Annotated in this window: 8 protein-coding genes; 3 read left to right on the plus strand and 5 right to left on the minus strand. The window is 46.8% G+C overall.

The genetic code is table 11. The features are described from left to right. The first annotated feature begins 43 nt into the window (after positions 1–43). A complete protein-coding gene (locus ACOMHB_RS03350) occupies positions 44–3,664 on the plus strand; it encodes a coiled-coil domain-containing protein (RefSeq protein WP_448215499.1) in 3,621 nt (1,206 codons plus the stop codon). A 176-nt stretch (positions 3,665–3,840) separates the two neighbouring features. Here the strand turns inward: ACOMHB_RS03350 and ACOMHB_RS03355 are convergent, their stop codons facing one another. Then, complete coding sequence (locus ACOMHB_RS03355; protein WP_448215500.1) at positions 3,841–5,655, minus strand: F-box/WD repeat-containing protein; 1,815 nt, start codon at positions 5,653–5,655, stop codon at positions 3,841–3,843. Between the two features lie 305 nt (positions 5,656–5,960). On the opposite strand from ACOMHB_RS03355, the gene ACOMHB_RS03360 reads away from it, so the two are divergent. Next, the gene (locus ACOMHB_RS03360) at positions 5,961–6,233 is read left to right on the plus strand and encodes a hypothetical protein (RefSeq protein ID WP_448215501.1); all 273 of its coding nucleotides are present in this window, start codon (positions 5,961–5,963) and stop codon (positions 6,231–6,233) included. A gap of 3 nt (positions 6,234–6,236) precedes the next feature. Here the strand turns inward: ACOMHB_RS03360 and ACOMHB_RS03365 are convergent, their stop codons facing one another. Beyond that, positions 6,237–7,517, minus strand: a complete 1,281-nt coding sequence (locus ACOMHB_RS03365; RefSeq protein WP_448218596.1) for an IS4 family transposase — start codon at positions 7,515–7,517, stop codon at positions 6,237–6,239. A 169-nt stretch (positions 7,518–7,686) separates the two neighbouring features. Here ACOMHB_RS03365 and ACOMHB_RS03370 point away from each other — a divergent pair, with 169 nt between their 5' ends. Then, positions 7,687–9,087, plus strand: a complete 1,401-nt coding sequence (locus tag ACOMHB_RS03370; protein WP_448218597.1) for a serpin family protein — start codon at positions 7,687–7,689, stop codon at positions 9,085–9,087. Positions 9,088–9,269: 182 nt separating this feature from the next. Here the strand turns inward: ACOMHB_RS03370 and pgi are convergent, their stop codons facing one another. From pgi to panC, 3 genes are all read right to left on the minus strand, one after another. Further along, on the minus strand, positions 9,270–10,913 hold the full coding sequence (gene pgi / locus ACOMHB_RS03375; protein ID WP_448215502.1) for a glucose-6-phosphate isomerase: 1,644 nt from the start codon (positions 10,911–10,913) through the stop codon (positions 9,270–9,272). A 286-nt stretch (positions 10,914–11,199) separates the two neighbouring features. After that, entirely contained in the window at positions 11,200–11,661 is a 462-nt protein-coding gene (locus ACOMHB_RS03380) for a hypothetical protein (RefSeq protein ID WP_448215503.1), read from the minus strand. 134 nt (positions 11,662–11,795) lie between these two features. After that, positions 11,796–12,656 (minus strand): pantoate--beta-alanine ligase, encoded by an 861-nt coding sequence (panC, locus tag ACOMHB_RS03385; RefSeq protein WP_448215504.1) that lies wholly within the window; start codon positions 12,654–12,656, stop codon positions 11,796–11,798. Between the last annotated feature and the right edge of the window lie 112 nt (positions 12,657–12,768).

Consider the following 12,768-nt stretch of genomic DNA (forward strand, 5'->3'; position numbering starts at 1 on the left):
AAACGGTTCAAGAATTTTTTAATGAAGTAAAAGGAGTATTTCTATGTCCGATCCAATACACAATCCCGCAAGAGCATTTATTGAATCTCAATTTTTGGTGAGAGAAGGGGGGCGGATAACACGAGAGAAACCCGGCAAGAATCCGGGTCAAGCTGTGGAGTACGCATGGAGACGCTGTCGTGCCTCTAAAGGCAACTTGAGCATGGTGCTGGCAGGAAAGACTGTATCAACCTTGCCTGCCCGGCCCGAGCATAGTCGTTTTGTGAATGGCGGTAAATCTCTGGGGGACCGGACGGTAGGGGTGGAGCTGTCTTCATCCTGGCTCAGTAGTTTTTTGCCAACCTATTCGCTTCAGCCTGCCCGGGCCAGCGATGCTGAAACTCAGGCTGAGCTGAAGAAAATGGATGAGCGCATTCACGAGTATTACCAGCTTATCTGTCAGCTCCATAGTGACTACTGTGAAGTTTTGCAAGCTGCGAAACAGACTGAAGATGCATTAGGTAACGATATTCCCTTCTATGAAACCGTGTTAGAAAGTCAGCGCAAGGATCAGCAATCGTTACAGCTAATGGCCAATGAACTTCTCGATGAGTTCGAAACATTAAAAGACAGCTTCCTTGCTGATATCCAGCAAAGAGATCAGAGGCATTTGCAAGCTTATGATCAAGATCCTTCAAAAGCTAACTTCGCGCAGGCTTTGATTGCCCACGTTCGTTCACTTGAAGATGAGCTGCGTCAGAAGACCCTGTTGCTGACAACTAAAGATGAGGAAGCTCATGACCTGGATAGAAAAAATCAGGAGCTTACACGACAGGCTGAGTTTAGTGAAAAACAAATGATTCAGGCGCTGACCGAGCAAGACAGAATGGGACGTGTTAAAGCAGTAGCTGGCACATTAGGGACGAATTTGGCAGAGGCTCGCCGTCGTTTAAAGATTTTCCAGGACGGCATTGATAAACTCCACAAAGAAAAAAATGCAGAATCCACAAGGGCTAACGATCTGAAATTCCAGCTAAATCAGGTCACAGCCCAGTTACGGGAAAGGACCAGGAAGGAAGGGCAACAGTCTGAAACAGAGCTTGAAAACATTCGCTTGAAGAGGCAGCTGGATAATGCACAAGGCAGCCTTAAATCAGTATTAGAACCTTTAGAGAAGGTTGCAGCGTTGCAACTCAGAAGTGAACAGTTAGAGACGCTGACAAAAAATCAGACGCAAGATTTGCACAGAATCAGGGGTGAGCGAGATCAGGCCCATTCAAGAGCTGTGGCTATTGAAGAACAGTTGAAAAGCCACCACGCAGAAATGAAGCAAGTCATGGATGAGACAAAGAAAGCCGAAAAAGGCCTGAACCAGCTGCAATCTCAGATTCAACGGCTGCAAGCCCAGCTCGTCGAAGCACGAGAGCACAATGAAAAATTGCAGGCCGACAAGCTGTCTTCTGACACTGAGGTGCGTCATCTCAGAGCACGTTTCGCCAGTCAGGTCTCTGATGCACGAATCAAGGCCAGCCAGGCCAATATCCAGCTTAATATGGAGTTGAAAGAGAAGAAGAAGCAGCTTGAGAAAGAAAGAGCTCATTACCACGAGCTGTCGGCTCAGCTTGAGTTCCTGAACGGTGCCATGAAAAAGGAGAATGAAAAAGCGTCCGGGTATTTTGAAAAAAGTCAAAGGCTGGAAGAGAAATTCAGACTGGGTAAAGAGCGGTTAACCGAGCTTGAATCTCAAAAAACGCAGCTGAAAAAACAGTTAAAGGATACCCAGATTCAGCTTAAAGGCTCTAACGGTCGCGTTTCAGCCCTGGAAGTTCAGCTGGGTCAGCAAAACACGGAACTGGAGCAACTCAGAGCCAGAGGAGTTGAACTGAAGGCCAACGAAGAGGCGCTCGCCCAGGTTCAGGCTGACCTGCGACAGACCCGGTCTCTATTGCAAAAGGCTTCTTCGGAAGAGACAAGCGCCAGAGAAGCACTGCAAAAGAAAAAGCATGAAGTGAGAACCTGGATCGCTCAATCAAGGGAGTGGAATGCCGCCAGGGCCGCTCTGGAAGGAGAGGTAGCTACCCTGAAAGCCGGATTGCAAACAATCTTACAAGAGCAGCGTAGAGCGGAAGTGGAATTCGCCCGGCAGGCCAAGAGCCTTGAGGATCTGGCAAAGTCGCTGCTGGCATCAGAAACGAAGCTGAAACTGGCTTCCAGAGAGGCTCAGTCAGCCCGGAGCTCTCAAACCCAGCAGATTGAATCGCTGACTGTTGAGGTCTCTGAACTGAGGCGTCTCAAAGAGAAAGCTGAAGATGCATTGCTGACATCCGAGGCCCGGTTCAAGGAGGACTATAGCCAGTCTGAGCGCAGTGTGAGTGAATTGGAGCAACAGCTCATTGCCTTGAAAGCTCAGCTGAGCAACGTTTCTGAAGCGGAACAGAGAGCGATCGGTGAAGCAGCGCAGGCCAAGTCAGACTGCAAAAAGTTCAGGAGTGATGCTGTTCGTCTTGAGCAACAGGTAGACAGGCTCACCAGAGAGGTCTACCGACACAGGGATGAGCAGAAGAAGGCCAAAATAGAACTCGGGAAAGAACGGCTTGAGTTGAGAAGTGAGGTAGCAACGCTGAGGGAGAAAGCTTCAAAAGCGGATATTATTGAGCAGGAGCTGCAGCTTAAGCAAAAGGCCTTCTCCGATCAAAAAGCTCAGTTTTCCCAGACGGAAAGTGCACGCAAGGCTCAGCTTGAGCGGCTCAGGCAGGATCTGGACGAGTCCAGGCAAAAGCTTCATGAAGAAGAGGCGGCTAAATTAGGCTTTCAGCTGGATTACAATTCTGCCAAAAGCCATTTGGAACAGTTGCAGCAAGAGCACGCTGAGGCCATGGCTGAAATTGACAGGTTGAAAGTCTTGTCGGAAAACAGTGGGCAGGCGCCAAGGACTGGTACTGGTTTTGATTTCCGGGAGTCCGGCGTCGAGTATGACGATCAGGGAGCCTATGTCAGTCTCAGTACCGCCACACATCAACCCAATTCTTTACTTCAACCTCTTTCTGTGACCGGTGAAACAAGGTTGACCGATCTTCAGGCTCAGGGTCCTCGAGGTGTTTCTCGCTTTCAGTATCAGGAGCTTATGAGGAAGAAAAATGAGTTGGAGCAGCAGATGTCAGACCTTAGGGAGGAACTCAAAATGGCTCAGGATCAAAAGAGAGACTATAAAAAACGAGTCAGTGAGGCCGCCCTGGAAGTGGCAGATATTAAAAAGCAGCTGAAAGAGGTTAAGGCAGAAAGTGAGCAATTTGCGCACATTGCCAGCGATCGGGCAGAAGAAGAGAAAAAGTGGCGTGAAGAGGTCGGTAAACTGACCAGAGCAAAGGCGCAGATTGAGCTTGAGAAACAGACTCAGGTGGATGAATCTCTTGAATTTGCCGATAAAACCGTGCTTCGAAATGCTGAACTGGAGACAGAGGCGGGGTACTTGAGAACCCGGTTGGAGGATCTGGAATACCGTCTGGAAAAAGAAATGCCTACTGTTATGCAGGAAAATGAGAATCTGACTCTGCAAAATGAAGCCTTCAAGACGGCACTTCTTGATGTGGTTGGTTTATTCAGAGAGAAGCTGTCTGAAGCGGATCAGCAACAACTTGAAGACAGGCTTTTGAAGATACAGTCACTGCTGCTGCCACAGCAGTAAAATACTGCCTTTAAGGTTAAACGGCAGCTATTGAACAGATGCCGTTTTTTTCAGCTCTAATACCAATCGAACTTTCTAACTACCCGGATTGCCGACGCAATGGCGTAGCTAACAGGCTCGATTGGTTCTCAGCTTGAGTCCCTCAGTGCCGTCATGAAAACGGTGACAGCAAACAATCAATCTTTCTTCCGTAGTTCGGTTATTTTCACCGTACCCTCTTCAGTGACAGTGAACACATGGCTGCCATCGCGGCTGAAGGTAGCTTTGACGAGACGACTATCATGGGAAATGATAGCTTTTTCAACCCATGTCCCACGGGTCTGCTGACCAATGATTTTAGTGGTTTTGTCCTTGCTGGTAGTGAGCACGTGGCGGCCATCAGGGCTGAAACTGGCCAAAAAGACCTCCTGTTCATGAAAAATTATGGCTTTACGAATCCAAAATCCATTGGCTTCCCGACCATAAATGCATACCGTACCAAAGATTGAGTTACTCGAGGTACTTCCGGCGCCCACCACATAGCGGCCATCCGGGCTGAAGCTGACAGAGACGACGCGGCTAATATCGCAAAAGATGGGTTGTTGCTTCCATGATTCATCGGCATTCTCGCTATAGATTTGTGACTTTCCACGACGATTGTCGGTAACCCAATGGCGGCCATCGGGGCTAAAGGAGACAGTGGCTGATTCGGCATCAGCCCTGTGGGAAATCTGTACCCATGATCCATCAGCTGCCTTGCCATAGATTTTTGGCTTGTCATAACCAGCGGTTATTACCAGATGGCGGCTATCAGCGCTGAAGCTGACTTTCACTTGAGGACTTCTATGGCGACTGGAACCTGTTTCTTCCCATGATTCATCGTCTTTCAGGCTATGGATTTTTATCTCGTGACCCCAACTGGAGGTCACCAAATGGCGGCCATCGGTGCTGAAGGTGGCTGATGAGACTATATTGTGAAAGCGAATGATGGCTTTTTGTTCCCATGATCCAGTGTTACTCAGACTATGGATCTGCGCCGTCCTATCGTAACTGATGGTCACCAAATGGCGGCCATCGAAGCTGAAGCTGGCTGATGTGACCTTATCGTGATGGCGAATGATGACTTTTTGTTCCCATGATCCGTTGTCTTTCCGGGTATGGACCTGCGCCGTCCTGTCGTTACTGTTGGTCACCAAATGACGTCCATCGGGACTGAAGGTGGGCGACATCAGATTACGTTGATGTTTAATGGTGGCTTTTAGCTCCCATGATCCATCGCTCCCCAGGCCAAAAACTGTTGCCGTGTCGTCCTGACTGGCAGTCACTGCATGCTGACTATCGGGGCTGAAGATGGCTGAACTGATAGCACGATCATGAGTGATGAGTTTTTTTTCTGGCCATGATCCATCATCCTGATGACCGAAGATTTTCACCGTGCTATGAGAATTGAACACCATCAGATGACGGCCATCATCACTCAGGGTGGTTGAACGGGGTTGGTGATTTCTTTCAATGATGGTTTTTGTATCCAACTTGAATGTTTTGTATTGAGACATAAGTACAGTCTTGGTGAAAAATAGCAGAGCAGGTACAGAAGCCCCCGTCTTTTGGAGTTTGGTTAGTGACGTCAATAAGGCCTTATCGTTCGTAAACGACCCAAGCCAATCATGGACTTGTTGATTACTTTTTGTAGTGATGGTTTTTCTCAGTTGATACTGGTGTGATAAAGGAAACCGACGAAACCACGCTTTTGCCAGGGCGTTATCGCTTTTAATAGCATCGCGAAAGTGGGTGCATACCTGTTGTAAGCAGTGAATATCCCGAAGCGACAAATATCTGAAGATGAGGGAATATGATGTTGTGGATAATAAATGCAGCAAAGAATCTATCTGCCTGTCAGGTACAGTGACGGACCTGCCGACATGGATAGTAGTGGTTGTTGCCGATTGAGCTTGCTCGGGTGGTGGTGAGGGTAAATCTGTAATTTCGAGCTTGTTATTTATAGAATTCATAGTGTTTTTTACTTACGTCAGGATTTCCTTTCGACCAGTTACGACATTTAAAAATTGATTTTGGTAATTAGATTGGGTTTTGGAATAAAAGTTCATAAAAATTTTTTGAGTGCAACTAACAAAACTTTTGTCTGCAAGTTGTTGCTGTAACTAACTAACCGGTTAGTGATTTTATTGAGGGAAAATTCTTAACTAATAGTAATAAGGCAACCGATAATTTACGGAAATCTGCAAAACATGCTCTTGTCGGAAGCAGTGAGTTTATTCTCTCTAATTAATTGTCATCGGCTAAAGGAGTAACGACTATGATACCTGTTAGTCACACAATCAAATCAATGCATTCGCAGCCATTAAATCGGAATGACACACACACCGGGGTCAGTTTACAGCCTTCTGATATTGCTAAAAAACTAATTGATAAAGTATCCTTTGGGATACTGAGTAGTGAGGGAAAGAAAAGCACGATAGTGTCTCCTGCCAGCCTGACTCCGGTTTTGGGCATGCTTCTGGCGTGTATAGATGATAATGCCAAAAAAGAATCAATTTTGGGGATCCCCAAAGGAACATTCTTAAGGTAGACATTAAGCCCCACCCACAGCACAAAGACCTAATCTTGTACGCCCTGAACAACCATCTCGTGCAGGGTGTTCACGTTTCGCATTATCTGCCCAGAAGTTGAGCAGCTTCCTTGTATGTGAGAGCAGAGACTTTCCTGCATTCATAAGGGATAAAATGACATTACCAAACAGTCGGGTTCCACTTTTCATCGCCTTATGCGTCGAGATTTCTTCAATGGCTCCACTTTCATAGAGGTTCGCCTGTGCAGCATGGGCAAGATACCTTTTCAACGTCACAACCACGAAGGACATCAGAATCAGGCTAAACACCAGTGTCGCTGATTTAGTGTTAAAACGATGCCACCCTGAATAGGACTTGATCTCTTTGAAGATAAGCTCTATTTGCCATCGTAGACGATAGGCCTGAAGTACTTCATTCAGGGTGAACTCAACCCGGTTAAGGTTGCTTACAACGAATACCCATTTCAGTTTCCTGTCATTCCAGCGGACAACCAAACGATATGGCCAGGCTTTGAATCCTGGCCATTCTACATCCAGGTCGAGGCATTGATCTTTAGGGAAGCCAGACAACACTTCCTTAAGTTTTTTCCCTTTGTAGCGATTCAGATTTTTGCCATCCTCCCGTACTGCGCTGAGTATCGTCGGGTTGATACTCTGAGGTGCCTTGCAGATAAAAGAACCTTCCCGATCATCAATGGCAGCAAAGCGTTCCAACTCAAAATAACCGGCATCGATCAGCATCAGGATATTAGCCATGGAGGTTGGCAGTGGTGGCAGACAGTCTCTTTCTGAACGGGTATCTTCAGTGAGCTGCACGCGCACCAGATTGTTGGTAAGAAGATCCATTGTCGTATGAAGTTCTACAGCAGCAGGACTGACCGTTGAGAACCTGCCGGGAAATGTTTCCTTTAGGGCATTGTAGACAGCCTGCGATGAGCCGTCATGAATCAGAATGTGCTCGAACTCTGAAAATGGACTGTCCTCATCAAACGCCATGACTTTGCGGGTAAAGACTTCCAGACACTGCACCCATAGCCAGAGGACAAGAGCAGGCATCGCGTCTTTTTTAGCTTGATTTGCCCAGGAACGATAGGAGACATTCAGCCCCGTCAACTCATTAAATTTACGGTGGAGATCGGCTTGAGTATCGCAGTTTCCATCACCAGCAAGGGCATCAATCAGTGAAAGGATAAAGTCCAAGGGGCGGATATCTCGCTGTCGTATAGTAAAACCAAGCTGTTCCGCCATACTGAGAAGTTCAGACCGGTCGAAACACGTCAGCAGTTTTTTTGAACTAGTCTACTATTTGCGATACTCATCTTGTTCAGCCTTGATACTTTTCGCGAAGCTTTATTTTGGCTGTTCAAGGTGAGTTCTGCCGCTGGAAATGAAGCTTTTTTGAGCTTAATGTCTACCCTAAGAAGGAACATTAACTGAAGAGCTGGAAACTGAAATCCATAAGGAACTCGGTAAGTTCAGCAAAGACAACCCTTACGGAAGCCATCCTGATCAGTTGATCTCCTGCGCTAACTTCATTGCTTCAGCCTACCACCTCAGTCATGAGCAGTTAGAAAAAATACTCTCTGAATGTTATCAAACCCGAAAGCTGGAAAGTAATTTTTGGGATGTAGCTGAAGTCACAGAAGCTTATGTTAAGGGTAAAACCAAAGGAAAAATCGACAAGTTGTTTGATGGGTCGGGAGAAGTTAAAGCAGCATTAGGTAATGTAATGGAATTCCGGGGTCTCTGGGAGGATAGTTTTTCTCCAGATGAAACGGCTGCTGGAAGTTTTCTATGCGCAAATGGAACTTGTATTGATGTCGAGATGATGTCCAAAACTGAAACGGTTCAATGCGCTTCTAACAGAAAATTTACTGCCATCGCCAAGGAATTCCAATCTTTTAATGGAGAAAATCTTAAATTGGTCGCAATAAAACCGCGTCAGCAAAGTGCCACAGCGATTGACCATCTTGATTCAGATACGATTAATGAGCTGACTGAACAATTAAATTATAATGAAGCGAAATATCGGGTAACGCTACCCAAAATAAAAGTAGTAGACAGTTGTGATACCAAGTTACTTGAGAAAATTTGTGAGGCATTAGGAACCGAAATAGTAGCAGGAGATCTGACAAGATTGGGCTTACCGGCAGATCTTGATCTGGACGTGCTTCAGAAGATCGTATTATCTGTTGATGAAGAAGGCGCCAGCGGTAAGATGGCGACTGTTGCAGCAGTTTCTACAAGGAGCGCAGGATTCGGATTTTCCAGTTTCAGTTTTGACTGCCCTGGCTACATGGCCATTGTAGACAAAGAGGGTAAACGGTTGATTGAGCTGGTCGTTAAGGATGGCAGTTTTTTGGAGTTTGTTGGTGATCCTATAATCACCACCGCTGAAAAACCGAGCTCTGATAAGGTGGCAAGTTCCAACTTTTTTGATATGTCTGAAAGCGAAGATGATATGTCTGATTACGGAGGTGTTATTTCTGATTACGAAGATGATAGTTCTTATGTAGAGCCCGCAGATAAAAAAGAGATATTACAAAAAGACTTATCTCAAATAAAAAGGCTATCTTTTATGTCTTTTGAAACTGCTGATGTGAGTACTTATATAAATAAAACCTATAATCCAAATGGGCGTTTTGATATTACAAGCGCTGAAGCAACTGACAGGAAATTGAAAATCAAGCTTTCTTCTTTGGATGATGCTGAAAAGCTTCAAGAAATCATATCAGAATCAATTGGAGAAAAAGATTATATGAATTCAGTTAGGCTTTCCAAAGGTTTATTTTCTGTTGATTTAGATGTTTCAGTAGGTGGTTGGTTAGCAATGATCGATAAAATAACTTCTTGATTCACACGACAGAATGAGGAGCCGCAATATCCACTGAGGCTATCGCGGTTCTTTTTTTGTTTTTCAGTTTGGCTGGAGACCAACCAGCCAAAACGTCAAAATGGGATTTTTTTCTCGTCAAGTGATGATGAAATCGTAGAGTTATCAACTCTTTCAACAGATGCCGTTTTATTCAACCGCAATCAGGCATTAAAACGCTTGAAACGATTTGCCAGTCCATTAGTGGAACTGTCCTGATCGGAAGTTGTACCGGACTCTTTCAGGCGGTCATAAACCCGGTTGCCCAGAACCTTGCCCAGTTCTACACCCCATTGATCAAAAGAGTTGATCTGCCAGAGGGTTCCCTGCACAAAGACTTTCTGTTCATAGAGTGCCACCAAAGCACCCACTACCTCTGGAGTGATTTTCTCAGGCACAATCATATTGTTGGGACGGTTGCCGGGAATCACCTTATGAGGCGCCAGAGCGTCAATATCGGCACTGCTTATGCCCGCCTTTGTTAACTCTTCACGAACCTCATCCAGATTCTTACCCTGCATCATGGCCTGACTCTGGGCCAGAGCGTTGGCAAATAGCCATGGATGCTGTTCGCCCAGTGGATTATGGCTGGTGGCCGGAGCAATGAAGTCTACAGGAATCAGTCGTGTACCCTGATGCAGCAACTGGTGATAGGCGTGCTGGTCATTAGTGCCTGTGCCACCCCAGATAACGGCACCTGTCTGGTAATTAACGGTGCTGCCATCTCTGCGGGTCTGCTTGCCGTTACTTTCCATATCCATCTGTTGTAAATGGCCCGGGAAGTCACGCAGGAAGTAATCGTAGGAAATAACGGCGTGGGACTCTGAGCCAAAGTAGTTCTGGTACCAGACCCCCAGCATACCCAGGATAACCGGCATGTTCTTTTCCAGAGGCGCCTGGGCAAAGTGTTTGTCCATCTCCCAGGCACCTTTCAGCAGTTTCTGGAAGTTGTCAAAGCCCACTACCAGGCTGATCATCAGTCCAATGGTGGACCAGAGCGAGTAACGGCCACCGACCCAGTCCCAGAGTGGCAGGGTGTTTTCCTGGGCGATACCAAACTCGTCAATGGCTTTCAGATTGGTGGAAATAGCCACGAAGTGTTTGCGAATGTCGGATTCGGCACAACCTTTTTCCAGCATCCAGGCACGTGCAGCCTGGGCATTCTGCAAGGTTTCCAGTGTGCCAAAGGATTTGGAAGCCACGATAAACAGGGTGGTTTCCGGATCAATCCTGCGGAAAACTTCAGAAATTTCGTTCGGATCAATATTGGCTACATAGTGATGTTCGAGCCCTTCAACATGATAAGGCGTCAGAGCATTGATGACTGTCTTCAGGCCCAGATAGGAGCCGCCAATACCAATGTTGACAATGTGTTTGATGGCTTTGCCGGTGAAGCCTTGCCACTCGCCGGAATGCACTGAGTCGGTAATGCCTTTCATGCGCTTGTGGGTATCGCGTATTTTGGGCATGACATCTTCACCGTCGACCATGACCGGATCTGTGCCAAAGTTACGCAGGGCTGTGTGCAGAACGGCACGCTTCTCGGTGTAATTGATTTTGTCACCCCGGAACGTGGCCTTAATGGCCTCTGGCAGTCTGGCTTGTTCAGCCATCGTCATCAGGGAAGACATTACATCGTCGTTTATCAGATTTTTGGAGTAATCCAGAAACAGGCCAGCCGCTTCCAGGCTGTAGCGTTCAAATCGGTCCTTGTCAGCTGCAAACAGTTCTCGCAGGTGCGTGCCTGCCATCTTTTGTTGCAGGGTTTCCAGCGATGAGGATTCAGGCAAGTGTTGAATAGGACTCATGTGAGTACAGCCTCGGAGTGTTGTGATAGAAAGTAGAGTTTATGAATGGTAAGTACTCAACCATACGAAATCATATTTTCTGACTTATTGTTCAGGCACTCGCGGCAACTGCTCCTGCGTTGCTCTAGCTCCTGCATCCATGCAGTCGTGATGCGTTGCAACTCTGGTCACATAGCTTGCTATGTTCCCGTCGTTGCGCCTTGCAGAGCACCTGCCCAATAAGCCAGAAATATTCGATTCCGTATGGCTGAGTACTTACGAATGCTTTGTTGATTTAATGAGGTTTCTACTCCTTATATTTTTGACTGCATATATCATCAATTTTTTTTTCTATATTTTTGTAGGTATCTTTTTTAAATTTCAATAAGTGGCGCTGCTCTTGATCAATCAATGTCAAATGCTCACCTGACCGCTCAACGTTAGCCAATAAAGTTTCCTTCTCTTCATCGTCGTCATCCCTGGCAAACAGTTGCCAGGGCTTCCCTGCTTCTTTTTTGGCCGATCCTGTAGACACGAAGTCTGTACAGCCGTAGGTTCCGTTATCTTTAAGAAAAACCAGAGTGTAATGATTTTTTTCTCCACAGTCGGAATCGCTGGAAGCATTTCCCGAGCATATTATCAATGCACCCGCTTTCGCTTCCTTCCCCAGCACTTCAGGGTTTAGTAACAACCACATGTCATAGGGAGCTTCTTGGGCAGTCAAAGCAGGAGAGCTGTAGCTGATGAGTGTCAGTAATCCTATACTCAAAACACTCATGCACCTGCTAAACCAGTGTGAAACCTGTCGTGTCCTGTCTTCCATAGAGCTACCTTCGTATTGTTGAGTCTGGTTCAGTATAAGACACTCCTTCCCTGTTTAGCTCCCGGTTAATTCAACCATTGCTAATCTTTCTGACGTGTTATCGTGATGTTGTCAATCAATCGGGCCTTGCCGAGGTAGGCGGCTGCCAGAATCACCAGGTTCTGGTCATCGGGACCCGCCGGCAGAAGCGTGGTAGTACTGCTGATGTTGAAATAGTCCGGCTTGAATCCAGCCTGTGCCATTTTTGCAAAAGCGTTACGGCGCAGCAGGTCATAATCACACTCGCCCGCCAGAATAGCTTCACGTGCGGCCCGCAGACAGCGATAAAGCGTGGGGGCTATTTCTTCACGCTCTTCCGGTGTTAGATAACCGTTGCGGGAACTCATGGCCAGTCCGGTATCTTCGCGGGCGATAGGTGCACCGACAATCTCAACAGGTATGCACATGTCTTTGGCCATTTTGCGAATAATGGCCAGCTGCTGGAAGTCTTTTTCTCCGAAGACAGCCACATCGGGACGAACAATATTAAACAGTTTGCTGACCACTGTGGCTATACCTGTGAAAAAGCCCGGACGGCTTTTGCCACAGTGCATGCCATCCAGCTCTTCGACACTGACGTGGGTGTGATGTTCGCTGCCTTCAGGATAAATTTCTGTCGTCTGGGCAGTGTAGAGCAGGTCCACTCCCTGCTCGATCAGAAGCTGCTGGTCCTGCTCCATGGTGCGAGGGTAAGAGTCGTAGTCTTCATTCGGGCCAAACTGCAGTGGGTTGACATAAATGCTGACAACGACAACATCGCAGAATTCCTGGGCTTTTTTGACCAAAGTGAGGTGACCGCCGTGCAGATTACCCATGGTCGGCACGAAAGCTACGGTTTTGCCTTCGACTCTGCAAGCTGCTACCCCAGCCTGTATTTCAGCGATGGTATGAAGTGTTTTCATAGCGAATAACTAGACGATCAGTGACTTTAAAAAAGCCAGTATTTCTGGCTTTTGGCGGTTGTAAGAGATTCTGTTTATACCATTCAGCCAGATCATTCAGAAACCTGGCTGA

The sequence above is a fragment of the Endozoicomonas sp. 2B-B genome (assembly GCF_053470045.1).